Origin of the sequence: Pseudomonas sp. A0308 (assembly GCF_044218815.1) — a bacterium.
In the GTDB taxonomy this organism is placed as follows: domain Bacteria; phylum Pseudomonadota; class Gammaproteobacteria; order Pseudomonadales; family Pseudomonadaceae; genus Aquipseudomonas; species Aquipseudomonas iridis.
Genome location: NZ_CP162581.1, coordinates 5,118,220 through 5,140,821, shown reverse-complemented (window position 1 = coordinate 5,140,821; position 22,602 = coordinate 5,118,220). Strand labels below are relative to the sequence as shown.

The following is a 22,602-nucleotide window of genomic DNA, read 5'->3' as shown; positions in this document are numbered from 1 at the left end:
ATCCGCATGCGCCGCGTCGTTATCACTGGTCTGGGTATCGTTTCTTGCCTGGGCAATGACAAAGAGACCGTCTCCGCTAACCTGCGTGCAAGTCGCCCTGGCATCCGGTTCAACCCGGAATATGCCGAAATGGGTCTGCGTAGCCAGGTTTCCGGCTCCATTGACCTTCCCCTCGAAGAGCTGATCGATCGCAAGATCTTTCGCTTCGTCGGCCACGCCGCGGCTTACGCCTACCTGGCGATGAAAGACGCGATCACTGACTCCGGTCTGACCGAAGAGCAAGTGTCCAACCCGCGTACCGGCCTGATCGCCGGCTCCGGCGGTGCTTCCACGCTGAACCAGATGGAAGCGCTGGACATCCTGCGCGAGAAAGGCGTGAAGCGCGTCGGCCCATACCGTGTAACGCGGACCATGAGCAGCACCGTTTCCGCTTGCCTGGCCACGCCATTCAAGATCAAGGGCCTGAACTACTCCATCGCTTCTGCCTGCGCCACCAGTGCTCACTGCATCGGTACCGCCATGGAACAGATCCAGATGGGCAAGCAGGACATCGTCTTCGCCGGTGGCGGTGAAGAAGAGCATTGGAGCCAGTCGTTCCTGTTCGACGCGATGGGCGCCCTGTCCAGCAAGCGTAACGACACCCCGGAGCAGGCCTCCCGTGCCTACGACGCCGACCGTGACGGTTTCGTCATCGCCGGTGGTGGCGGTATGGTCGTGGTTGAAGAGCTGGAACACGCTCTGGCCCGTGGCGCGAAGATCTACGCGGAAATCGTTGGCTACGGCGCGACGTCCGATGGCTACGACATGGTTGCCCCAAGTGGCGAAGGCGCGATCCGCTGCATGCAGATGGCGATGTCCACCGTTGATACCCCGATCGACTACCTGAACACCCACGGCACTTCGACTCCGGTCGGCGACGTCGCGGAAATGAAAGGTGTGCGTGAAGTGTTCGGCGACAAGGCTCCAGCGATCAGCTCGACCAAGAGCCTGTCCGGTCACTCCCTGGGCGCTGCCGGCGTTCACGAAGCGATCTACTGCATGCTGATGATGGAAGGCAACTTCATTGCCGGTTCCGCCAACATCGACGAACTGGACCCGGAAGTGGCTGACATGCCGATTCTGACCAAGACTCGCGAAAACGCCACCATCAACACCGTGATGAGCAACAGCTTCGGCTTCGGCGGCACCAACGCCACGCTGGTGATGAAGCGCTGGGAAGGCAAGTAATTCCCAAGGCTTGAGCCACACATGAAAAACGCCCCGACTGGTTCGGGGCGTTTTTTTTCGTTTGAAGAAAATAACCGGGACACCGCTGATCCCTGTGGGAGCTGGCTTGCCAGCGATAGCGGATTGTCAGGTAACGAAGATGTTTGCTGTGCCGACGTCATCGCTGGCAAGCCAGCTCCCACAGGGTTCTATGCATGCCCTGAAAATGAAACTTCTGTCATGAAACTTACCGCCCTGCGACCGAATGTCGCGGATTTAGCGGCCTGCAGCACTGTTGCAAAAAACGCAACAACACCTTGCTCGAATAAGCCGTTTACTTAGCTGCCTAACAAATTCTATAAAAGAGTCCTGCACACGCCTTGCTGCAGATAACTTGAGATTTGGAGCTAGCAGATGACTGTAAAAGTAACTGAACGCGACGATTCACACATGTCCCATGAAGGCGTAGCCGCCGGTATCCGGATCTGGGATGTGCATCAACAAGACTTGCTGGTCGGGATGTTCCACAACGAGATTGACGCCCACAACTACAAGGCCGAACTGGAAGTGCAAGAGCAGCAACGGGATTTACGATCCGCCTGAATCAACCACAGCATTGAAAACGACAAACCCCGCGATCAGCGGGGTTTGTCGTTGTTACGGCTTGGCGATTTACCACATCAGATCGTCGGGGATCTGATAGGCCGCGTACGGATCGTCCTCGGCGTTGACCTCTTCGGTCTTCACGTTGAGTTGCACGATGCGCTGTGGGTCGCGCTCCTGGATCTTCAGGGCCGCTTCACGCGGGATCACTTCATAGCCGCCGGCATGATGCACGATCGCCAGCGAACCGCTGCTGAGCTTGTTGCGCATCAGCGTGTTGACCGAGAGGCGCTTGACCTTCTTGTCGTCAACGAAGTTGTAGTAGTCCTCGGTGGTCAGCTTCGGCAGACGCGAGACCTCGATCAATTGCTTGACCTGCGCGGCGCGCTCCTTGGCTTCGGCCTTCTCTTTCTGCTGACGGTTCAGCTCCTGGTCGCGCTTGACCTTCTCGGCCATGGCTTCCTGGGCGGCGCGCTGCTGCGAGTCGTCCAGCTCGATCTGACCTTTGTGGGCCAGACGCTGCTGCTTCTGTTTGTCCTTGCTGACCTGCTTGGCCTGCTTTTGGTTGACCAGGCCTGCTTTGAGCAACTGATCGCGAAGGGAAATACTCATGGTGCTTACTCACTTGGGCAGTTGCTCAGCCACAGCTGGGCAAATTCTTTTCCTGACGTTTGGCTTCACCCCACAGGGCGTCCAACTCTTCGAGGGTGCAATCTTCTATGGGACGGTGGGTGTCGCGCAATGCCTGTTCGATAAAACGGAAACGTCTTTCAAACTTGCCGTTGGCGCCACGCAGTGCAGTTTCCGGGTCAACCTTCAGATGCCGGGCCAGATTGACCACGGAAAACAGCAGATCACCGATCTCGTCAGCCACCGCTGCGGGATCGTTTTCAGACATCGCCTCGAGCACTTCATCGAGCTCTTCACGCACTTTGTCGAACACCGGCAAGGCGTCCGGCCAGTCGAACCCCACCTGCCCCGCACGCTTCTGCAGCTTGGCTGAGCGCGACAATGCAGGCAACGTGGCCGGTACGTCATCAAGCAGTGACAGTTGCTGTGGCGCGGCGGATTTCTCGGCACGCTCTTCGGCCTTTATTTCCTCCCAGCGCTGCTTGACCTGCTCTTCATTCAAACGCGGCACGTCCAGCGGCGCGTACAGGTCGCCGGTGGGGAAAACGTGGGGATGACGGCGGATCAGCTTGCGGGTGATGCTGTCGATCACACCGGCAAACTCAAAGCGCCCTTCTTCGCGCGCCAACTGGCTGTAATAGACAACCTGGAACAACAGGTCGCCAAGCTCGCCCTGCAAATGGTCGAAATCGCCGCGCTCGATGGCGTCGGCCACTTCGTAGGCTTCTTCGAGGGTATGCGGGACGATGGTTGCGTAGGTTTGCTTGATGTCCCACGGGCAACCGAACTGCGGATCGCGCAGACGGCTCATGAGATGGAGCAGGTCTTCAAGGCTGTACATCATGTTTTCTGTCTCACCACAAACCCCATGTGGGAGCGAGCCTGCTCGCGAAAGCGGTGTGTCTGCAACAAAGATGTCGACTGACACGCCCTCTTCGCGAGCAGGCTCGCTCCCACAGGGAACAATCAATTGCGTCACGGGGTGCGATTACGCCGTGTCTCGATGATGTTCGGCAACTGCGAAATCCGTCCCAGCAACCGCCCCAGTGCATCCAGACCCGGGATCTCGATGGTCAGGGACATCAGCGCAGTGTTGTCTTCCTTGTTCGAGCGGGTGTTGACCGCCAACACGTTGATCCGCTCGTTGAGCAGCACCTGCGAGACGTCACGCAGCAGACCCGAACGGTCGTAGGCGCGGATGACGATGTCCACCGGATAAGTGAGCACCGGTACCGGCCCCCAGCTGACCTGAATGATCCGCTCTGGCTCGCGTCCGCCCAGTTGCAGCACCGAGGCGCAGTCCTGGCGGTGAATACTCACGCCACGGCCCTGGGTGATGTAACCGACGATCGCATCGCCCGGCAATGGCTGGCAGCAGCCGGCCATTTGCGTCATCAGGTTACCAACGCCCTGAATCTGAATGTCGCCGCGCTTGCCCGGCTTGTAGCCGGTCGCTTTGCGCGGGATCAGTTCCAGCTGTTCGTTACCGCGCTCCGGCTCGACCAGTTGCTGCGCCAGGTTGACCAGTTGCGCCAGGCGCAGGTCACCGGCACCGAGGGCGGCGAACATGTCTTCGGCGGTTTTCATGTTGGCCTTCTCGGCCAACTTGTCGAAATCCACCGCCGGCAAGCCGAGGCGTGTGAGCTCGCGTTCGATCAGGGTTTTACCGGCGGCGACGTTCTGGTCACGAGCCTGCAACTTGAACCAGTGAACAATCTTCGCCCGCGCTCGCGAAGTGGTGACGTAACCGAGGTTCGAGTTCAGCCAGTCTCGGCTGGGAGTGCCGTGTTTGCTGGTGATGATCTCGACTTGCTCACCGGTCTGCAGGCTGTAGTTGAGCGGCACGATGCGCCCGTTGATCTTGGCGCCACGGCAGTTGTGACCGATTTCGGTGTGTACGCGGTAGGCGAAGTCCAGCGGTGTTGCGCCTTTCGGCAAGTCGATGGCGTGACCGTCGGGCGTGAAGATGTAGACCCGATCCGGCTCGATATCAACGCGCAGCTGTTCGGCCAGACCACCAATATCACCCAGCTCTTCATGCCACTCGAGCACCTGGCGCAGCCAGGAAATTTTCTCTTCGTAGTGATTGGAGCCGGATTTGACGTCAGTGCCCTTGTAACGCCAGTGCGCGCAAACCCCGAGCTCGGCTTCTTCGTGCATCGAATGCGTACGAATCTGCACTTCCAGCACTTTGCCTTCCGGACCGATCACGGCCGTGTGCAACGAGCGGTAGCCGTTCTCTTTCGGGTTGGCGATGTAGTCGTCGAATTCTTTCGGGATGTGCCGCCACAGCGTGTGGACGATACCCAGCGCGGTATAGCAATCGCGCATTTCCGGGACCAGCACGCGCACCGCACGCACGTCGTAGATCTGGCTGAATTCCAGACCCTTGCGCTGCATTTTGCGCCAGATCGAATAGATGTGTTTGGCCCGACCGCTGATGTCGGCGTCGACGCCGGTGGCCTGCAGTTCATCCTTGAGCTGGGTCATCACGTCGGCAATGAAACGCTCACGATCAAGCCGTCGCTCATGGAGCAACTTGGCGATCTGCTTGTATTGATCAGGCTCCAGATAACGGAAGGACAAGTCCTCCAGTTCCCATTTGATATGACCGATGCCGAGCCGGTGCGCGAGCGGCGCATAGATGTCGAAGACTTCCCGGGCGACACGGTTACGCTTCTCGTCGTCGGCGGTTTTCACCGCACGAATGGCGCAGGTGCGTTCGGCCAGTTTGATCAGGGCAACACGCACGTCGTCGACCATGGCGACGAGCATTTTGCGCAGGTTTTCCACCTGCCCTTGCGTGCCCATGACCATGGACTGGCGCGGACTGAGGCTGGCACTGATCGCGGCCATGCGCTGCACGCCGTCGATCAGCTTGGCCACCACCGGACCAAAGCGCTGGCTGACAGCCGCGAATTCGATCTGGCCTTCGCGCACACCGCGGTACAGGACCGCGGCAACCAGCGAATCCTGATCGAGCTTGAGGTCGGCGAGAATCTCGGCGATCTCAAGGCCGGTTCTGAAACTCCCGGAGCCCTCGGCCCACAGGTTTTTCGCAGCATTGGACTGTTGTTCGGCCTCGCGAGCAAACTCGCAGGCTTCTTTCAAGGCTTCGCGATCCAGTGCCAGATCGACACTGACCGCGTGATCGAGCCAAGCCTCGAGATTGATACTGCCGTCAGTGTTGATCGGCTGGTGTGCTCTCACCTGTACCATCTTGCTTTACCTTCCCTACGACGCAGATTCAATGCGTCAAATCGCTGACCTTCGTTGCCCGTTTGCACTCGTGGGGCTAAAGCGAGCGCTGTACGGACGGACCAGACGGATCAGACGAGCCATCCTGGCTCGCTTCAAATAACGCCATGGCCTCGACATGTGCCGTCTGAGGAAACATATCGAGAATCCCGGCACGTTTTAACCGGTAGCCCTGCTTGATCAATTCGACCGTGTCGCGCGCCAGCGTTGCAGGGTTGCACGACACATACACCAACCGCTTCGCACCCAGGGTCGCCAACTTGCGCACCACCTCGAAAGCACCGTCACGCGGTGGGTCCAAGAGTACCGCAGAAAAGCCATCTCCGATCCACTCGACACCCGTTAAAGGCTGGGATAAATCGGCTTGAAAAAACTTTGTGTTATGCAAATTGTTACTGGCGGCATTCGCAGCGGCACGTTCGACCATGGTCTGCACACCCTCCACCGCCACCACTTCGCGCACCGTTCTGGCCAGTGGCAAAGCAAAGTTGCCGAGCCCGCAGAACAGGTCCAGCACGCGCTCTTCGCTGGTCGGCTTCAACCAGTCCAGTGCCTGCGCAACCATTGCTTCGTTGACGCCCGCGTTGACCTGGATGAAATCCCCCGGCCGGTAAGCCAGATCCAGATCCCACTGCTCCAGGCGATAACTGAGCGACTGCGTCGCATCGACCGGCTGCGGCTGGCCTTCGCCGTGCAACCACAACTGCGCTTCATGAAACTGGCAGAAGTCCTTGAGGATCGTCAGATCTGCCTCAGACAACGGCGCCATGTGCCGCAGCAACACGGCCAGCGACGAGCCAGCGAACAATTCGACATGGCCCAACGCTTGCGGCTTGCTCAAACGACGGAGCATCTCCGGCAAACGGCTCATGATCGGCTGCAAGGGCTGTACCAGCACCGGGCATTCGTTAATGCCGACGATGTCCTGACTGCCGGCGGCGCGGAAACCCACTTCGAGTTTCTTCGCTTTCATGTCCCAGCGCACAGCAACGCGGGCGCGACGGCGATAGCCGAACTCGGGACCGGTCAACGGTGCTACCCACTCTTGCGGTTCGACACCGGCAACCTTGGATAATTGCTCGGCGAGCATGCGCTGTTTCAGGGCGAGCTGTTCACTGTGGGGCAAGTGCTGAACGCTGCAACCACCGCAGCGACCGGCGTGCTGACACGGCGTCGGCCGGCGCAGTTCGCTGGCCTTGAACACGCGTTCGGTGCGCGCCTCGACCACTTTGCCGTGGGCGCCGAGCACTCGAGCTTCGACCTCTTCACCGGCAAGGGCGCCGAGCACGAACCAGGTCCGGCCTTCGAAAAACGCGATACCGCGCCCGTCATTCGCCAGGCGCTCGATGTTCAAGCGCTGCTTCTTGCCAGTCGGGATTTGCGGGGCCTTGCTGCCGCCAGTGGGCTGGAAGCGCAGGCCTCTCTCTTGCTTGGCCATCAGTTGGGCGCGTCGAAAATGCCGGTCGACAAGTATCGGTCGCCACGGTCACAGATGATCGCGACGATCACCGCGTTTTCAACTTCCTGGGACAGACGCAGCATCGCGGCTACCGCACCGCCCGAGGACACGCCGCAGAAAATGCCTTCTTCGCGGGCCAGACGACGGGTCACGTCCTCGGCTTCGCTTTGCGCCATGTCGACAATGCGATCAACGCGATCAGCCTGATAGATCTTCGGCAGGTATTCCTGCGGCCAGCGGCGAATACCTGGAATGGCCGAGCCTTCCATCGGTTGCAGACCAACGATCTGCACCTTGTCGCTCTGCTCTTTCAAGTAGCGCGAGACGCCCATGATGGTCCCGGTGGTACCCATCGAGCTGACGAAGTGAGTGATGGTGCCCTCGGTCTGACGCCAGATCTCCGGGCCGGTGCTGGTGTAATGCGCTTCAGGATTGTCGCCATTGGCGAACTGATCCAGCACCTTGCCACGACCTTCGGCCTCCATGCGTTGGGCGAGATCGCGAGCGCCTTCCATGCCCTCTTCCTGACTGACCAGAATCAGCTCGGCGCCATAAGCGGTCATCGCCGCTTTGCGCTCGGCGCTGGAGTTGTCCGGCATGATCAGGATCATCTTGTAACCCTTGATCGCGGCGGCCATCGCCAACGCAATTCCGGTGTTGCCCGAGGTCGCTTCGATCAGCGTATCGCCGGCGTGAATCTGCCCGCGCAACTCGGCACGGGTGATCATCGACAGCGCCGGACGGTCCTTGACCGAACCCGCCGGGTTATTCCCTTCGAGCTTGAGCAATAAGGTGTTGCTGGTGACACCGGGCAGGCGCTGCAAACGCACCAGCGGAGTGTTGCCGACGCAATCGGCGATGGTTGGGTACTGCAGGGTCATGGCGTATTCGCAATCCAGACGTGCGGGGGCGCCTATCATACCGGCAAACCCGCGAAGGCCATATCACGCAAAGTGCGGTGCTTATGGTTTATGGGAATAAGCAGCAATTGTCTCGCCAGTGGTGAGACATTTCAGATTCAGCAGGGGTGCAAAAGGCTTCATCGCTGGCAAGCCAGCTCCCACAGAATTTTGGTCTTGCTTATATACGTGCAGGCGCTGCGGCACGCTGCGATCTTTCGGTCTGCCTTTAATCGCAGCCTCGTTTCACTCGAATGCTCCTACAGGGCCTGGGGGTGGGTGAAGGTTGGGTGAGCGCCGCTGGCACCTGTCGGAGCTGGCTTGCCAGCGATGGCGTCTGGGCTGACAACAGCATCATCCGCCACCAACCGCAAATTCACCCGCAACCCCGCCCCGCTATTCTCCGCCCAAAGCGTTCCGCCCTGGCGCTGCACCGCATTCCTGGCGATGCTCAACCCCAGACCAAACCCGCCATCCCCCGGGCGCGAGCCGTCGAGTCGGGTGAACGGATCAAAAATCCGCTGCAGATCCGCTTCAGCCACGCCGCCGCCCTGATCTTCCAGCCACAGATGCCAGTAATCCCCGTCCCGCCGTCCTTCCAGCCGCACAATCCCGCCCTCGGGCGAATGACGAATGGCGTTGCGCAGAATGTTCTCCAGCGCCTGGGCCAAGGTGTTGAGATTGCCGCGCACCCAGCAAGAAGCCTGCACCGAGCACTGCAACTGCAGGCTCGGCCAGCCGCTTTCATAACAGGCGTTATCGGTGAGCATTTCCCACAGCGCCTGAATCTGGATCGCCTCGTCGGGCAATGGTGAGCGTTCGGTGTCGAGCCACGCCAGTTGCAGCGTGTCTTCGACCAGTCGCTGCATGCCGTCGACCTCACGGCCGATACGTTCGCGCAATTGCACCAGGCCCTGCTCGCTTTCACTCGCTACCCGCAATCGGCTCAGCGGCGTGCGCAGTTCATGGGACAGGTCTCGCAGCAGTTGCTGTTGCAGGGCGACGGTGGACTGCAGACGTTCGGACATCGAGTCGAACGCCCGGGCCAGTTCACCGAGTTCGTCCGGGCGCTGGGTGATGCCGCTCGACAGCCGCACATTCAATTGATCGGCACGCCAGGCATTGGCTTGTTCACGCAGATTGTTCAGCGGCACCACCAGCAGGCGATACAGCCCCACGCACAGCAGCAAGGTGAACAACCCCGGAATCACCCCGTTGGTGATCACCCGCCAAAACAGTCGATATTTGCCCGGCAGGAAACGCTCGGGCAACTCGATCACCAGACTGCCGGCGGAAGGATCCTTGGGAAACGGTATGCGCAGCCCGGGCCGGCCCTTCTTATGAATCGGCCAATCGAGCCCGCGCAGAAAAGTCAGGCGCTGGATTTCCTGTTCGTTCAACGGATCATTGGCCAGCGACTGCAAATTGCTGTCAATCACGCCGACCCAGCCAGCCTCGCGCAATTCCATGCTCTGCAGCCAACTATCGACGCCGTCACGCCGACCTTGCTGCCACGCCCGCTCGGCTTCAGCGGCGTAACGCGTAAGGGTGTCGCGGGCGACGTCAGACAGGAACTGGTTGCGCTGCTCCATGTATCGGCCCCACGACCAACTCAGCCAGATCATTAGCAGACAGAACGCCACCAGCAAACAGGCCAGCTTCCAGAACAGCGAATGACGCCCCGGCAGCTCAGACACTTTGATCTGCACCACTGAGCACGTAGCCCTTGCCCCACACAGTGCGCACTTCGCGCTCGGTGTAGCCGATGGCTTTGAGTTTGCGGCGGATCTGGCTGATGTGCATGTCGAGGCTGCGATCGTGCGCGGCATAGCCGCGTTGCAGAACGTGCTGATAAAGGAAGGCCTTGCTCAGGACCTCCTCGTCATTGCGATTGAGGGTTTCCAGCAGCCGGAATTCGCTTCGCGTCAGGCCGGCGGGTTGCTCGCGCCAATACACGTCGCACTGTTCATCGTCGAAGCGCAGCGTGCCGGTCGCCACCTGCGCCGAGCGCTCTGGAGGACGCCGATCAAGGGCGACCCGGCGCAGGATCGCTTCGATGCGTACATGCAGTTCGGCCATGCTGAACGGCTTGGGCAGGTAATCGTCGGCACCCAGGCGAAAACCACTGATGCGATCGGCTTCGGCACCAAGCGCCGACATCAGCAGCACTGGCGTCGAATGGCTCTGGCGCAGTTGAGTGAGCACGTTCAGACCGTCCAGCCCCGGCAAAAGGATGTCCATCAACACCACGTCGAACGGCTGGCGTTGGGCGATGTTCAGGCCTTCCTGGCCGTTCTGGCACCAGGTCACCTGAAACCCGCTGCGACCCAGATGTTCATGAACATAGGCACCCAGGACCGGATCGTCCTCGATGGAAAGAATGCGTGGCTGGCCAACGGAAACAGGAGTCATGAGTATCTGCAAGTAATTCTCAGTTAGGCGCAATTATTCAAGATTGGCGGACACTGGGCAACCCAAGGTTGCACTGTGGGACAAACGCGCCTTGCCAGGCCGAACGACAACGCCGGTATTTTTCCGGAGATTGCCCGCGAGCAAATCGCTACACTGCGCCCATGTCGCGTGCCGGATGCACGCATGAGTCAACAGATCAGCGGGATGCAGGAGATAGGCGTGCTCAAGAAACTGGGAATCAAAGGTCGCGTGTTGTTGCTGACCTTGTTGCCGACCAGCCTGATGGCGCTGGTGCTGGGTGGTTATTTCACCTGGACGCAGCAGTCCGACCTGCAAACCCAATTGCTCCAGCGTGGCGAAATGATCGCCGAGCAACTGGCACCCTTGGTGGCGCCGGCGATGGGCCACGGCAACGGCGAACTGCTCGAACGCATTGCCACTCAGTCCCTCGAACAACCGGACGTGCGCGCGGTGACTTTTCTCGCGCCGGATCGCTCGCCACTGGCCCACGCCGGCCCGACCATGCTCAATCAGGCGCCGAGCGGCGACAGCGCGCACTTGCAACGACGCAGCGGCAATGACGCGACCCGTTACCTGATGCCGGTCTTCGGCAAGCACCGCAACCTCGCCGGCGAACTGATCCCGGAAGAATCCGAGCGCCTGCTCGGCTGGGTTGAACTCGAGCTGTCGCACAACGGCATGTTGCTGCGCGGGTATCGCAGCCTGTTTGCCAGCCTGTTGTTGATCGCCGCAGGCCTCGCCGGTGCGGCGCTGCTCGCATTACGCATGGGCCGCACCATCAATCGGCCGCTGAGCCAGATCAAACAGGCCGTCGCGCAACTCAAGGACGGTCACCTGGAAACCCGTCTGCCACCCCTCGGCAGTCAGGAACTGGACGAACTGGCGTCGGGCATCAACCGCATGGCCGGCACCCTGCAAAACGCCCAGGAAGAATTGCAGCACAGCGTCGATCAAGCCACCGAGGACGTGCGCCAGAACCTCGAAACCATCGAGATTCAGAACATCGAACTCGATCTGGCGCGTAAAGAGGCTCTGGAGGCGAGCCGGATCAAGTCCGAATTCCTCGCCAACATGAGCCACGAGATCCGCACGCCACTCAACGGCATTCTCGGCTTCACCCACCTGTTGCAGAAAAGTGAACTGACCCCGCGCCAGCTCGACTATTTAGGCACCATCGAAAAGTCCGCCGACAGCCTGCTCGGGATCATCAACGAGATTCTCGACTTCTCGAAAATCGAGGCCGGCAAACTGGTGCTCGACCACATTCCGTTCAATCTGCGCGACTTGTTGCAAGACACCCTGACGATTCTCGCCCCCGCCGCTCACGCCAAGCAGCTGGAACTGGTCAGTCTGGTGTACCGCGACACCCCGCTGTCGCTGGTCGGTGATCCGCTGCGCCTGAAGCAGATCCTCACCAACCTGGTCAGCAACGCCATCAAGTTCACCCGCGAGGGCACCATCGTTGCCCGTGCAATGCTGGAAGAAGAGCACGATGACAGCGTGCAGCTGCGCATCAGCATTCAGGACACCGGCATCGGCCTGTCGAATCAGGACGTGCGCGCGTTGTTCCAGGCCTTCAGCCAGGCAGACAATTCGCTGTCGCGCCAGCCCGGCGGCACCGGACTGGGTCTGGTGATCTCCAAGCGCCTGATCGAACAGATGGGCGGCGAGATCGGCGTCGACAGCACGCCGGGCGAAGGTTCGGAATTCTGGATCAGCCTGAGCCTGCCCAAGGCCCGCGACGATGCCGAAGACCTGCCCTCGGCGCCGCTGCTCGGCCGCCGGGTCGCCGTGCTGGAAAACCATGAACTGGCGCGTCAGGCCTTGCAGCATCAACTGGAAGACTGCGGGCTTATCGTCACCCCGTTCAATACCCTGGAAAGCCTGACCAATGGCGTTACCGGCGCACACCAGACCGATCAGGCGATTGATCTGGCGGTGATCGGCATCACCAGTAACGACATGCTGCCCGAACGCCTGAACCAGCATATCTGGGACCTCGAACACTTGGGCTGCAAAGTGCTGGTGCTGTGCCCGACCACTGAGCAGACGCTGTTCCATCTGTCGGTGCCCAACCCGCACAGCCAGCTGCAGGCCAAACCGGCCTGCACGCGCAAACTGCGCCGCGCCCTTTCGGACCTGGCCAACCCGCGTCAACCGCGTAACGAACCCGGCGAACCGCTGTCGAGTCGCGCGCCGAAAGTGCTCTGTGTCGACGACAACCCGGCCAACCTGTTGCTGGTGCAGACCTTGCTCGAAGACATGGGCGCCAAGGTATTGGCCGTGGAAAGCGGTTATGCCGCGGTCAAAGCAGTGCAGACCGAATCGTTCGATCTGGTGCTGATGGACGTGCAGATGCCGGGCATGGACGGTCGCCAGAGCACCGAAACCATCCGCCAGTGGGAAAGCGAGCGGCATTGCACACCGCTGCCGATCGTCGCCCTCACCGCCCATGCCATGGCCAACGAAAAACGTGCGTTGCTGCAAAGCGGCATGGATGACTACCTGACGAAACCGATCAGCGAGCGGCAACTGGCGCAAGTGGTGCTGAAATGGACCGGTCTGGCACTGCGCAATCAGGCACCGGAGCGCGTCAGCGAAGGTGCTGCGGGCAATCACGAACTGCCAGTGCTTGATCACGAGGAAGGTTTGCGTCTGGCTGCCGGCAAAGAAGATCTGGCGGCGGACATGCTGGCGATGCTGCTGGCTTCACTGGAGGCCGACCGCGAAGCCATCCGCAGCGCGCGCGACAACCACGACCAGAATGCACTGATTGAACGCGTGCATCGCCTGCATGGCGCCACGCGTTACTGCGGCGTACCGCAATTGCGCGCAGCCTGCCAGCGCAGTGAAACCCTGCTCAAACAGGAAGACCCGAAAGCAGCGATGGCGCTGGATGAGCTGGAACTTGCAATCAACCGACTGGCCGCGCAAGCGAAGATCAGCGCCTGATCCAGCGCAATGCCGGTCAACGCCGTCACGGCTAAAGTGGACTTGGGTGATGCAGCCCCGGTGATGCTCCAGGAGGATTCCATGCGCACGATCATTTTCAGCAGCCAGACCTACGACCGCGAGAGTTTCCTCGATGCCGATTGCCCGGCAGAGATTGAACTGCATTTTCAACCGGCCCGGCTCAGTCTCGATACAGCGGCATTGGCCGACCAGCATGAGGTGGTCTGCGCCTTTATCAATGACGATCTCAGCGCCGCAGTGCTGGAACGTCTGGCGGCGGGCGGTACCCGGCTGATTGCCTTGCGTTCGGCCGGTTACAACCATGTCGATCTGCTCGCGGCCAAACGTCTGGGGCTGGCCGTCGTGCGGGTTCCGGCCTACTCGCCGCATGCCGTGGCCGAGCATGCCGTGGCGCTGATCCTCGCCCTCAACCGTCGCCTGCACCGCGCCTACAACCGCACCCGCGAAGGTGATTTCAGTCTGCATGGCCTGACCGGTTTCGATCTGGTCGGCAAGACTGTCGGCATCGTCGGCACCGGGCAGATCGGCGCCGCCTTCGCGAGAATCATGCACGGTTTCGGCTGTGAATTGCTGGCGTACGATCCGTATCCAAATCCCGATGTTCTGGCACTCGGTGCACGTTATCTGAGCCTGCCGGACTTGCTCGCGCAGTCGCGCATCATCAGCCTGCACTGCCCGCTGAACGAGCAGAGCAAGCACCTGATCAATCGCGATTCATTGGCGCACATGCAAGCCGGCGCCATGCTGATCAACACCGGTCGCGGCGGGTTGGTCGACACCCCGGCGCTTATTGACGCCCTCAAGGACGGTCAACTCGGCTATCTGGGGCTGGATGTGTATGAAGAAGAAGCGCAGCTGTTTTTCGAGGATCGTTCCGACTTGCCGTTGCAGGACGATGTGCTGGCGCGTCTGCTGACCTTTCCTAACGTGATCGTCACCGCGCACCAGGCGTTCCTGACGCAAGAGGCGCTGGGCGCGATTGCTGCGACGACACTGCGCAACATCGCGACCTGGGCGGCGGGATCACCGCAGAATCAGGTCGAAGGTTGATCGCTTAACCACTTACTTCAGCGACGACGCCAGAATCAGCAACGCCAGCCAGCCGAAGCCGAACAACCGCTGTTTCGCCGAATGGCCGCTGCGCAGCAGGAACCAGACGAAAATCCACGGAATCAGGAACACCATGATCTTCAGCCAGCCTTCCACCGGGCGGCTGCCGTCCTCGTTGATCTGCGCGGCTTGCGCAGCCTGTTGTCGACGCCGACGCCCCGCCGCAGCCGGCATGACTTTCGGCAAACCCTGCGAAGCTTGCGGCAACACCGCGGCCTCAGGAACCTCGTTGTTACGCGGCAGACTGCCGAAAGAAATCGTCGAAGCCTGAGCCGATGCGCCTGCGGTCTGCGCTTGTGCGTGGGCCTGGTGCTTTGCCATCGGAGCCCCGCAATGAATGCACGCTTTGACTTCGGAACTGATGCTCCGCTTGCATTCATAACATTCGATCAGCGCCATGTTCCGTTCCTTCAGAGTCGAGGGCGGCAGTTTGCCATGTGCGCAGGTCGATTTGAACCTGATCGAAGGTCGCACGCGTGCATCATTCTGCAATCCAGCCCGTGCTAGCATGTCGCGCATATTTGGAGGACCCATGGTCGAACACGATTTCCGCTACAACCTGATGAACCCGCAACACACCCTCACCGAATGCCGCGCCCTCGTGCCGGGCCGCTATCAGGTCACCGGCAACGGTGGCTCGATCCGCATCGGTGACGCGCTGTTGGTCACCCTCAAAGGCAGCAAGGATTTGTCCATGCGCCTGACCGTTGAAACCGTCCGCCACCTGATCAACCCGCCGGGCCAATGGACCGCGATGACCACAGGCCCGGTGTTCGGCGAACTGGCGATCCACACCTGGCAGGTCAATTGCGACAGCTGCGCCAAAGCGCTGAACTTCGAGTTTGCAGTGGACGCCAAGCTGGGCAAAACGGCAGAAAAACCGGCCGCCACCGCGCGCATTGCCGAGCTGGGCTGGAAGGCCGTTGGCGACAAGCACCTGTGCCCGAAATGCCAGGAGCCTGCGTGATGAAACGCTTTGCCCTGGCCGCTCTGGTCGGTATTGGCCTCGCGGGCTGCGCCGCCGAGCCTGTGCAACTGCAACAGAACCGCAGCTACATTCTGGAATGGATCGGCGAGCGGCCATTGATGGATTACAGCCATCTGACCGTGACCCTTGGCGATGACGGTCGCGCCTACGGTAACGGCGGCTGCAACCATTGGTTCGCGCCGTACACCCTGGATGGTGACAAGCTGACCTTCGGCAAGATCGGCAAGACCCGAAAACTGTGTGCACCGGCGCTGATGGAACAGGAGCAACGGTTCCTGGAGGCGCTGGAGCATGTCGAGCGCTGGGACATTTCGCCAATCGAGCAGATGCGCTTCTGGCCGGCGCAAGGCAAACCGTTGCGCTGGTGGCTGGAAGAGGGTTGATCGCTTGAATCGCCAAGCCCCTCACCCTAGCCCTCTCCCACTGGGAGAGGGCTGAGGTGGGTAAAGACCGGGTACATCCTTTACATTTGAGACCGGGGACATGGTTTACAGGTATCAATCATGGTCAGGAGGTGCTGACCATGCCCTGGAATCAAGAGTCCCCAATGGATCAACGAGTGAAATTAGTCAGCGACTGGCTTAGCGGCGGCTTTACCAAGAGCCAATTGAGCCGGCGCTATGGCGTCAGCCGTCCAACCATCGACAAGTGGCTGGAACGGTATGCAGCGTTGGGCGTGGATGGCTTGAAAGAGCAATCGCGCAAGCCGTTGAACTGCCCTCATCAAACTCCCGATGAAATCATTGCCACGCTGCTGACCAAGAAAAACGAACATCCTGATCGAGGGCCTAAACAGATCATTGATCGTCTACGTGTCTCCGATCCGGATATCCACTGGCCGGCTGCGAGCACCGCCGGGATATGGTTGAAGAAGGCTGGCCTCGTTACCGCGCGGCGACCCTATCCCGTGCGCCCCCGCGCTCCGACACATTTACGTCCGGTCGACCAACCCAATCAGACCTGGTGTGCTGATTACAAAGGGCAGTTCAAAATGCAGGACGGTAACTGGTGCTATCCGCTGACCATTACCGATCAGATGAGCCGCTTTTTATTCGTCTGTCGCGCTTTGCCCAGTACGCACGGAGCGCCGACGCGGGAAGGCTTCGAGTGGGCTTTTCGAGAATATGGACTGCCGGATGTGATCCGCACTGACAATGGCGCTCCTTTCGCGTCGACAGGTCTGGCGCGACTTTCGAAGTTATCAGTTTGGTTCATCAGGCTTGGAATCCATGTCGAAACGATTACGCCTGGCCGTCCCGACCAAAATGGTCGACATGAACGGATGCATCGAACGCTAAAGGCAGCAGTGTCACCGGCGGAAAACCTGGTGCGCCAGCAGCTGGCTTTTCAGGATTTCATCCAAGACTTCAACCACCACCGACCGCACACCGCGCTGGGCATGAAACCGCCGGCATCTGTCTATAGCCCGTCGACACGCGCTTATCCCGGTTACTTGCCTGCGCTTGAATACGGTTCCGATGTTGAAGTACGCAAGGTTCGGTCAAATGGGGAAATTAAATGGAAAGGACAACTGATTTTTCTAGGAGAGGCTCTGATTGGAGAGGACATCGCGCTGAAGGAAGTGGCTGATGACGCTTGGGAACTGTACCTTTGCAGCCACTGTTTAGGCAGGCTTGAAAGCGGCGCCAAACGCGTTTCAAGCCTGTAAAGGTGTAAACGATGTCCCCGGTTTAATTTGTAAAGGATGTACCGGTCTCTACAGTGAGGGGCTTTTGAAAGCTACTTCGTAGCCTGCAACGCCTCAAGCTTCGCCATCACCCCGGCCGCCGTCTGCTCGCCCATCAGCTGTTCCCGCACCTTGCCCTTGTCGTCGATGATGTACGTCACTGGCAGCGCTTCGCTGCGTGGCAGCTCGAACAACTCCGCCGGGTCCTGCGCCAGCACGGTGAACTTGATGCCCAGTTTTTCGCTGGCGCTCTTCAGCTCTTCACCCTGCACGTTGTCGAAGTTGACCCCGAACACACCGACCTTCCTGCTCTTGAGCTCTTCAGCCAGGTGGTTGAGCTCCGGGATTTCGGTTCGGCACGGGCCACACCATTCAGCCCAGTAATTGACGATTATCCATTGCTTGTCGAGGCGCTCGGATGCGACCTTCTGACCGTTCTGGTCAATCCCGTAATCGTTGCCGCAACCCCCCAGCATCAACGCCCCGATTATCGTCAATGCCGCTGCCAATCGCCGTGTCATGTCCTGTTCCTTGTGAAAATTTGAAAACGCCTGCGACCCATCGCCTCTGAAGGTTCTGGATTGCGCGCTGCACAGTTAGAATAGCCGCCACTCTACGCCAGAAGCGACCCGACATGACCGATCTGACGCTTTATCACAATCCGCGCTGCTCGAAATCCCGCGGTGCGCTGGAGCTTCTTGAAGCCCGCGGCCTGACGCCAAACGTCGTGCGCTACCTCGAAACCCCGCTGAATGCCGCGCAAATCAAGGCCCTGCTCGGCAAGCTCGGAATCAGCGCGCGGCAATTGCTGCGTACCGGGGAAGATGAATACAAAATGCTTCAGCTCGCTGACGACAGCCTCAGTGAAGCGCAGTTGATCGCCGCGATTGCCGAACATCCAAAACTGATGGAACGGCCGATTCTCGAAGCCGACGACAAAGCCGTCATCGGTCGTCCACCGGAGAACATTCTGGAGTTGCTGCCGTGAGCGCGCCGTACATTCTGGTCCTCTATTACAGCCGCAACGGCTCGACCAACGAGATGGCGCGGCAGATTGCCCGCGGCGTAGAACAGGCCGGCCTCGAAGCGCGCCTGCGTACCGTGCCGGCGATCTCCACCGAGTGCGAAGCCGTAGCGCCAGGCATCCCGGACGAAGGCGCGCTCTATGCCACCCTCGACGACCTGAAAAACTGCGCCGGTCTGGCACTGGGCAGCCCGACGCGTTTTGGCAACATGGCCGCGCCGCTCAAGTACTTCCTCGATGGCACCAGCAACCTTTGGCTGACCGGCGCGCTGGTCGGCAAACCGGCCGGCGTGTTCACCTCCACCGCCAGCCTGCACGGCGGTCAGGAAACCACCCTGCTGTCGATGATGCTGCCGCTGCTCCACCACGGCATGCTGATCACCGGCCTGCCCTACAGCGAGTCGGCGCTGCTGGAAACCCAAGGCGGCGGCACGCCTTATGGTGCCAGCCACCACGCCGGCGCGGATGGCAAAAAAGGTCTTGATCAGCACGAAGTGGCGCTGTGTCGCGCCCTCGGTCTGCGCTTGGCCAAAACCGCGCAGAAACTGGAGGGCTGAGGTGGCCAAGAAGCCGAAAGTCCTGCCCTCTGTCGAGTGGCTGGAGCCGCGCGTGAAGGCGATGCGGATCATCAGTCTGCTGAGCTTTTTCGCCCTGGCCGGATTGCTCGCCGTCTATTACCTGATATTCGCCGACCTGCATGGTGCGCGGCCGTGGGTGATTCTGCTGGTCGAACTGGTCCCGTGGCTGATCCTCGCTCCGGCGATGATCATGGGCAGCGCCCGCGGGCATTCATGGATGTGCTTTGTGGTGAATCTGTATTTCATCAAAGGCGCACTGGCCGCGTATGACCCGAACCGACAGTGGTTTGGCGTGCTGGAAATGGCGGCAAGCCTGGCGGTGTTCTGCTCGGCGCTGCTGTATGTGCGCTGGCGGTATCAGTTGAATCGCAAATTGGCTGGCGAGGGTGAAATCTCAGTCGCCTGAGCTGACGCCAACGCTGGCAAGCCAGCTCCCAAAGGATCTGTGTTGGAACACTAATTTGTGATCGACGCAAAACCTGCGGGAGCTGGCTTGCCAGCGATTGGGGCGACGCGGTCTTAATGATTGACGGTGTAAGCGAGCATCATCGAAATCTGGCTCATCGCCCGCCCGCCACTCTGTTCATGCCACTGGTTGAACGCATCCTGCACAATCGCCAGATCACGCAGACTGGTCGGCACTTTGTCGACGATCTTCTGCGCATTCAGCGCCGCCACCACGTCATAGCTCGGCACAAAAGTGTCCTTGCCGACCATGCGCAAAAACCGTGGCGCCGACAGCCCACCCAGTTGATGGCCACGCTTTTTCAGGTACGTCCACAGACCGACTATGTCGGTAACCGGCCAGTCGGCAATCAGCGCGCCAAAGCTGCCGCGTTCTTTTTCCTCGTCGAGAATGAACTGCGCGTTGCGCGGCACGCTTTTGAGCTTGCCCAGGTGACGGATAATCCGCGCGTCCTGCATCAACCGTTCAAGGTGTTCGGCGCTCATCAGCACGACTTTTTCCGGGTCGAATTTGAAGAACACTTCTTCGAAGGCCGGCCACTTGGCGTCTACCAGACTGTGCTTGAGGCCGGCGCGGAACACGCGCAGGGCCATTGTCGAGAGGTAGCGGTCGTCGCTGATCTTGCGCAGTTGTGCCGCAGTCTTGGGGACGGGCAGATGGGCTTCCAGTTCAGCCGCCGAACCGAAACGGTTCAGACAGTATTCGTGCAGCCACTTGTAATCGCGCATGCCCTCTCCTATTGAATAAAGCGAAGAAACCAATGTGGGAGCGAGCCTGCTCGCGAAAGCGGTGTGTCATTCAACTGATTTGTTGACTGATACTCCCTCTTCGCGAGCAGGCTCGCTCCCACATTTGAAGGTGTTTACAGGTTAACGACGTTGACGAAGCGCGAAGCGGCGGTCTCGTCAATCTTGAGGCTGGTGAAGTCGAACAGATTGCGGTCGGCCAGTTGTGACGGAATCACATTCTGCAGACTGCGGAAGATGCTTTCAGTTCGGCCCGGGGTCTTGCGGTCCCAGTCCTGAAGCATTTCCTTGACCACTTGGCGCTGCAGGTTTTCCTGCGAGCCGCAAAGGTTGCACGGGATGATCGGGAATTGCTTGAGGTCCGAGTAGGCCTGGATGTCTTTCTCGCTGCAGTAGGCCAGCGGACGGATGACCACATTACGGCCGTCGTCGGCGCGCAGCTTGGGCGGCATCGCCTTGAGGCTGCCGTTGAAGAACATGTTGAGGAAGAACGTCTCGACGATGTCGTCACGGTGGTGACCGAGGGCCATTTTGGTCGCGCCGATTTCGTCAGCAAAGGTGTACAGCGTGCCGCGACGCAGACGCGAGCACAGCGAGCAGGTGGTCTTGCCTTCCGGGATCAGCTCTTTGACCACCGAATAAGTGTCTTTTTCAACGATGTGATACTCGACGCCCAGCTCTTTGAGGTAGGCAGGCAGCACGTGCTCGGGGAAGCCCGGCTGCTTCTGGTCCATGTTCACGGCGACGATCTCGAACCTGATCGGCGCAACCTTCTGAAAGTGCATCAGCACGTCGAGCATGGTGTAGCTGTCCTTGCCCCCGGACAGGCAGACCATGACCTTGTCGCCGTCTTCAATCATGTTGAAATCGGCGACAGCTTCGCCCGCCAGACGGCGCAGGCGCTTTTGCAGCTTGTTCTGGTTGACCGTAAGAGTGCCCATGACGCGAAATCCGTGAGGTGTGACGAAAGGCCGGCATTTTACGCAAAAAAATCGTGAGGGCGAAGGGCCGTCGGGCTGCGGCAAGACCCCACCGCGATTAAGCCCCGTGTTTACAGCGCAATTTGCTCTAAGCCCCTAGTGCCTGTGCGGTTAAGACCTTTCTATACTGCGACGTAAGGTCGCACACATCTGAAGACCTGAATTTGCTCGGCCACCTTGGCCCGTAGGCGCTCCGTTGGGGGGCGATGGCAATAACAAGAGGAGTGAATGGCATGATCCATCACGTAGTGGGACTTTTTACCCACCCCGATCAGGAATGGAAGGAAATCCGTGGCGACCAAGAGGAAAGCATCAGCCACATGTACCTGACGCACACGCTGATTCTGGCGGCGATCCCCGCTGTCTCGGCGTTTATCGGCACCACCCAGGTTGGCTGGGTGATTGGTAATCGCGCGCCGGTCATGCTCACCGTCGAAAGTGCGGCGTGGATGACGGTCATGTCATACCTGGCGATGCTCGGCGGGGTCGCGGTCATGGGTGCCTTCGTGCACTGGATGGCCCGCACTTATGACGCCAACCCCAGTCTGGCGCGTTGCGTGGCGTTTGCCACATACACCGCGACGCCGCTGTTTGTCGGCGGGCTGGCGGCGCTGTATCCGCATATGTGGCTGGGCATGATCGTTGGCACGGCGGCCATCTGCTACACGGTGTACCTGTTGTACGTGGGGCTACCGACGTTCATGAATATTCCGTCGGACGAAGGTTTTCTGTTTTCCAGCTCGGTACTGGCGGTGGGTCTGGTGGTGCTGGTAGCCATCATGGCGTTCACCGTGATTGTCTGGGGACTGGGCGTAGGCCCCGTCTATACCAACTGACGCAATGACTCCCCGAGAAAAACAAGATCTGCCAATACAGGCCGCCGCAAGGCGGCCTTCTCGTGTGGAGGATGACCATTCGGCGGTTCGGCGATTCGCAACTCTCGAGGGTTGCGGCATACTTGACGCCTCTGGAGATCCATCAAGCATGCCCGAGCAACTCAATACTCGCGTCGAAGACTGTTACCAACTCGCTGAATCCTTTTTCAAACGTCATTTCCAACGCCCCGTGGTGAGTCTCAAGCTGCGCGGACAAAAAGCCGGGGTCGCGCATCTGCACGAGAACCTGCTGCGCTTCAACCCTCAGCTCTACCGGGAAAACGCCGAACACTTCCTCAAGCAAACCGTGGCCCACGAAGTTGCGCACCTGATCGCCCATCAGCTGTTCGGCGACCGCATCCAGCCCCACGGCGAAGAGTGGCAACTGATCATGCGCGGCGTTTACGAACTGCCGCCAGATCGCTGCCACACTTATGCAATCAAACGCCGCAGCGTGACCCGCTACATCTACAAATGCCCGTGTGCGGAAAGTGATTTTCCGTTTTCGGCGCAGCGCCATAGTCTGGTGCGGCAAGGGCGGCGGTATCTGTGCCGCCGCTGCCGCAACACGTTGGTGTTCAGCGGTGAGATGCGGGTGGAATAGTCAGTGTTGTGTTGCCCTGACTGGCCCCATCGCTGGCAAGCCAGCTCCCACAGTGTTCGAGGTGTCCACAGATTCTGTGTACG

At 59.9% G+C, this 22,602-nt stretch carries 24 protein-coding genes; 13 read left to right on the top strand and 11 right to left on the bottom strand.

All coding sequences use genetic code 11. From position 1 onward, the window contains the following. Positions 1-6: 6 nt before the first annotated feature. From fabB to AB4P92_RS23800, 3 genes are all read left to right on the top strand, one after another. On the top strand, positions 7-1,227 hold the full coding sequence (gene fabB / locus AB4P92_RS23810) for a beta-ketoacyl-ACP synthase I (protein WP_042560485.1): 1,221 nt from the start codon (positions 7-9) through the stop codon (positions 1,225-1,227). Positions 1,228-1,248: 21 nt separating this feature from the next. After that, entirely contained in the window at positions 1,249-1,548 is a 300-nt protein-coding gene (locus AB4P92_RS23805; protein ID WP_261736519.1) for a hypothetical protein, read from the top strand. Positions 1,549-1,620: 72 nt separating this feature from the next. Then, the gene (locus AB4P92_RS23800) at positions 1,621-1,809 is read left to right on the top strand and encodes a hypothetical protein (RefSeq protein ID WP_008079144.1); all 189 of its coding nucleotides are present in this window, start codon (positions 1,621-1,623) and stop codon (positions 1,807-1,809) included. A gap of 69 nt (positions 1,810-1,878) precedes the next feature. Here AB4P92_RS23800 and AB4P92_RS23795 read toward each other — a convergent pair whose 3' ends face one another. The 7 genes from AB4P92_RS23795 to AB4P92_RS23765 form a co-directional block, all read right to left on the bottom strand. Beyond that, positions 1,879-2,421: a DUF2058 domain-containing protein gene (locus tag AB4P92_RS23795; RefSeq protein WP_042560486.1), complete on the bottom strand. Its 543-nt coding sequence runs from the start codon at positions 2,419-2,421 to the stop codon at positions 1,879-1,881. Between the two features lie 25 nt (positions 2,422-2,446). Continuing rightward, a complete protein-coding gene (mazG, locus tag AB4P92_RS23790) occupies positions 2,447-3,280 on the bottom strand; it encodes a nucleoside triphosphate pyrophosphohydrolase (RefSeq protein ID WP_261736536.1) in 834 nt (277 codons plus the stop codon). A gap of 134 nt (positions 3,281-3,414) precedes the next feature. Then, the gene (gene relA, locus AB4P92_RS23785) at positions 3,415-5,658 is read right to left on the bottom strand and encodes a GTP diphosphokinase (RefSeq protein WP_042560488.1); all 2,244 of its coding nucleotides are present in this window, start codon (positions 5,656-5,658) and stop codon (positions 3,415-3,417) included. A 76-nt stretch (positions 5,659-5,734) separates the two neighbouring features. Further along, positions 5,735-7,135 carry a 23S rRNA (uracil(1939)-C(5))-methyltransferase RlmD gene (rlmD, locus tag AB4P92_RS23780; RefSeq protein WP_042560489.1) on the bottom strand — a complete coding sequence of 467 codons (1,401 nt, stop codon included), beginning with the start codon at positions 7,133-7,135 and terminating at the stop codon, positions 5,735-5,737. After that, complete coding sequence (gene cysM, locus AB4P92_RS23775) at positions 7,135-8,037, bottom strand: cysteine synthase CysM (RefSeq protein ID WP_042560490.1); 903 nt, start codon at positions 8,035-8,037, stop codon at positions 7,135-7,137. The genes rlmD and cysM overlap by 1 nt, the downstream gene beginning before the upstream one ends. A 278-nt stretch (positions 8,038-8,315) precedes the next feature. Then, positions 8,316-9,758, bottom strand: coding sequence for a histidine kinase sensor domain-containing protein (locus AB4P92_RS23770; protein ID WP_395599695.1), 1,443 nt, complete (start codon positions 9,756-9,758; stop codon positions 8,316-8,318). Next, on the bottom strand, positions 9,745-10,467 hold the full coding sequence (locus AB4P92_RS23765) for a response regulator transcription factor (protein WP_261736520.1): 723 nt from the start codon (positions 10,465-10,467) through the stop codon (positions 9,745-9,747). Before AB4P92_RS23765 ends, AB4P92_RS23770 begins: the two co-directional genes overlap by 14 nt. 219 nt (positions 10,468-10,686) lie before the next feature. Here AB4P92_RS23765 and AB4P92_RS23760 point away from each other — a divergent pair, with 219 nt between their 5' ends. Next, a complete protein-coding gene (locus AB4P92_RS23760; RefSeq protein ID WP_042562176.1) occupies positions 10,687-13,440 on the top strand; it encodes a response regulator in 2,754 nt (917 codons plus the stop codon). An 81-nt stretch (positions 13,441-13,521) separates the two neighbouring features. After that, entirely contained in the window at positions 13,522-14,511 is a 990-nt protein-coding gene (locus AB4P92_RS23755; RefSeq protein WP_042562177.1) for a 2-hydroxyacid dehydrogenase, read from the top strand. Between the two features lie 12 nt (positions 14,512-14,523). Here AB4P92_RS23755 and AB4P92_RS23750 read toward each other — a convergent pair whose 3' ends face one another. Beyond that, on the bottom strand, positions 14,524-14,970 hold the full coding sequence (locus tag AB4P92_RS23750; RefSeq protein ID WP_395598246.1) for a hypothetical protein: 447 nt from the start codon (positions 14,968-14,970) through the stop codon (positions 14,524-14,526). A 133-nt stretch (positions 14,971-15,103) separates the two neighbouring features. On the opposite strand from AB4P92_RS23750, the gene AB4P92_RS23745 reads away from it, so the two are divergent. From AB4P92_RS23745 to AB4P92_RS23735, 3 genes are all read left to right on the top strand, one after another. After that, complete coding sequence (locus tag AB4P92_RS23745; RefSeq protein ID WP_042560494.1) at positions 15,104-15,538, top strand: hypothetical protein; 435 nt, start codon at positions 15,104-15,106, stop codon at positions 15,536-15,538. Continuing rightward, on the top strand, positions 15,538-15,942 hold the full coding sequence (locus AB4P92_RS23740; protein ID WP_047302660.1) for an META domain-containing protein: 405 nt from the start codon (positions 15,538-15,540) through the stop codon (positions 15,940-15,942). Before AB4P92_RS23745 ends, AB4P92_RS23740 begins: the two co-directional genes overlap by 1 nt. Positions 15,943-16,082: 140 nt before the next feature. Then, positions 16,083-17,228, top strand: coding sequence for an integrase core domain-containing protein (locus AB4P92_RS23735; RefSeq protein WP_261736165.1), 1,146 nt, complete (start codon positions 16,083-16,085; stop codon positions 17,226-17,228). A gap of 71 nt (positions 17,229-17,299) precedes the next feature. Here AB4P92_RS23735 and AB4P92_RS23730 read toward each other — a convergent pair whose 3' ends face one another. Then, positions 17,300-17,767, bottom strand: coding sequence for a TlpA disulfide reductase family protein (locus tag AB4P92_RS23730; RefSeq protein WP_261736523.1), 468 nt, complete (start codon positions 17,765-17,767; stop codon positions 17,300-17,302). 113 nt (positions 17,768-17,880) lie between these two features. On the opposite strand from AB4P92_RS23730, the gene arsC reads away from it, so the two are divergent. From arsC to AB4P92_RS23715, 3 genes are read left to right on the top strand one after another with little or no spacing between them, the layout of a single operon-like run. Continuing rightward, positions 17,881-18,234, top strand: coding sequence for an arsenate reductase (glutaredoxin) (gene arsC / locus AB4P92_RS23725; RefSeq protein WP_042560497.1), 354 nt, complete (start codon positions 17,881-17,883; stop codon positions 18,232-18,234). Then, positions 18,231-18,827, top strand: a complete 597-nt coding sequence (wrbA, locus tag AB4P92_RS23720) for an NAD(P)H:quinone oxidoreductase (protein ID WP_115146200.1) — start codon at positions 18,231-18,233, stop codon at positions 18,825-18,827. The genes arsC and wrbA overlap by 4 nt, the downstream gene beginning before the upstream one ends. A 1-nt stretch (position 18,828) precedes the next feature. Further along, positions 18,829-19,254 (top strand): DUF2069 domain-containing protein, encoded by a 426-nt coding sequence (locus AB4P92_RS23715; protein ID WP_042560499.1) that lies wholly within the window; start codon positions 18,829-18,831, stop codon positions 19,252-19,254. Between the two features lie 113 nt (positions 19,255-19,367). Here AB4P92_RS23715 and AB4P92_RS23710 read toward each other — a convergent pair whose 3' ends face one another. Both AB4P92_RS23710 and ttcA read right to left on the bottom strand, forming a co-directional pair. Next, complete coding sequence (locus AB4P92_RS23710) at positions 19,368-20,042, bottom strand: DNA-3-methyladenine glycosylase I (RefSeq protein ID WP_042560500.1); 675 nt, start codon at positions 20,040-20,042, stop codon at positions 19,368-19,370. A 134-nt stretch (positions 20,043-20,176) separates the two neighbouring features. After that, positions 20,177-21,001 carry a tRNA 2-thiocytidine(32) synthetase TtcA gene (gene ttcA / locus AB4P92_RS23705; RefSeq protein ID WP_042560501.1) on the bottom strand — a complete coding sequence of 275 codons (825 nt, stop codon included), beginning with the start codon at positions 20,999-21,001 and terminating at the stop codon, positions 20,177-20,179. 272 nt (positions 21,002-21,273) lie between these two features. Between ttcA and AB4P92_RS23700 the strand changes: the two genes are divergently transcribed. Both AB4P92_RS23700 and AB4P92_RS23695 read left to right on the top strand, forming a co-directional pair. Next, complete coding sequence (locus AB4P92_RS23700) at positions 21,274-21,876, top strand: Yip1 family protein (protein WP_042560502.1); 603 nt, start codon at positions 21,274-21,276, stop codon at positions 21,874-21,876. A 148-nt stretch (positions 21,877-22,024) separates the two neighbouring features. Continuing rightward, entirely contained in the window at positions 22,025-22,519 is a 495-nt protein-coding gene (locus tag AB4P92_RS23695; protein ID WP_047302662.1) for a SprT family zinc-dependent metalloprotease, read from the top strand. The last annotated feature ends 83 nt before the right edge of the window (positions 22,520-22,602 follow it).

Coding starts and splice junctions, on each gene's coding strand:
- fabB (WP_042560485.1), top strand. CDS start 7: ATGCGCCGCGTCGTTATCACTGGTCTGGGTATCGTTTCTTGCCTGGGC.
- AB4P92_RS23805 (WP_261736519.1), top strand. CDS start 1,249: ATGAAAAACGCCCCGACTGGTTCGGGGCGTTTTTTTTCGTTTGAAGAA.
- AB4P92_RS23800 (WP_008079144.1), top strand. CDS start 1,621: ATGACTGTAAAAGTAACTGAACGCGACGATTCACACATGTCCCATGAA.
- AB4P92_RS23795 (WP_042560486.1), bottom strand. CDS start 2,421: ATGAGTATTTCCCTTCGCGATCAGTTGCTCAAAGCAGGCCTGGTCAAC.
- mazG (WP_261736536.1), bottom strand. CDS start 3,280: ATGTACAGCCTTGAAGACCTGCTCCATCTCATGAGCCGTCTGCGCGAT.
- relA (WP_042560488.1), bottom strand. CDS start 5,658: ATGGTACAGGTGAGAGCACACCAGCCGATCAACACTGACGGCAGTATC.
- rlmD (WP_042560489.1), bottom strand. CDS start 7,135: ATGGCCAAGCAAGAGAGAGGCCTGCGCTTCCAGCCCACTGGCGGCAGC.
- cysM (WP_042560490.1), bottom strand. CDS start 8,037: ATGACCCTGCAGTACCCAACCATCGCCGATTGCGTCGGCAACACTCCG.
- AB4P92_RS23765 (WP_261736520.1), bottom strand. CDS start 10,467: ATGACTCCTGTTTCCGTTGGCCAGCCACGCATTCTTTCCATCGAGGAC.
- AB4P92_RS23755 (WP_042562177.1), top strand. CDS start 13,522: ATGCGCACGATCATTTTCAGCAGCCAGACCTACGACCGCGAGAGTTTC.
- AB4P92_RS23750 (WP_395598246.1), bottom strand. CDS start 14,970: ATGGCGCTGATCGAATGTTATGAATGCAAGCGGAGCATCAGTTCCGAA.
- AB4P92_RS23745 (WP_042560494.1), top strand. CDS start 15,104: ATGGTCGAACACGATTTCCGCTACAACCTGATGAACCCGCAACACACC.
- AB4P92_RS23740 (WP_047302660.1), top strand. CDS start 15,538: ATGAAACGCTTTGCCCTGGCCGCTCTGGTCGGTATTGGCCTCGCGGGC.
- AB4P92_RS23735 (WP_261736165.1), top strand. CDS start 16,083: ATGCCCTGGAATCAAGAGTCCCCAATGGATCAACGAGTGAAATTAGTC.
- AB4P92_RS23730 (WP_261736523.1), bottom strand. CDS start 17,767: ATGACACGGCGATTGGCAGCGGCATTGACGATAATCGGGGCGTTGATG.
- arsC (WP_042560497.1), top strand. CDS start 17,881: ATGACCGATCTGACGCTTTATCACAATCCGCGCTGCTCGAAATCCCGC.
- AB4P92_RS23710 (WP_042560500.1), bottom strand. CDS start 20,042: ATGCGCGATTACAAGTGGCTGCACGAATACTGTCTGAACCGTTTCGGT.
- ttcA (WP_042560501.1), bottom strand. CDS start 21,001: ATGGGCACTCTTACGGTCAACCAGAACAAGCTGCAAAAGCGCCTGCGC.
- AB4P92_RS23700 (WP_042560502.1), top strand. CDS start 21,274: ATGATCCATCACGTAGTGGGACTTTTTACCCACCCCGATCAGGAATGG.
- AB4P92_RS23695 (WP_047302662.1), top strand. CDS start 22,025: ATGCCCGAGCAACTCAATACTCGCGTCGAAGACTGTTACCAACTCGCT.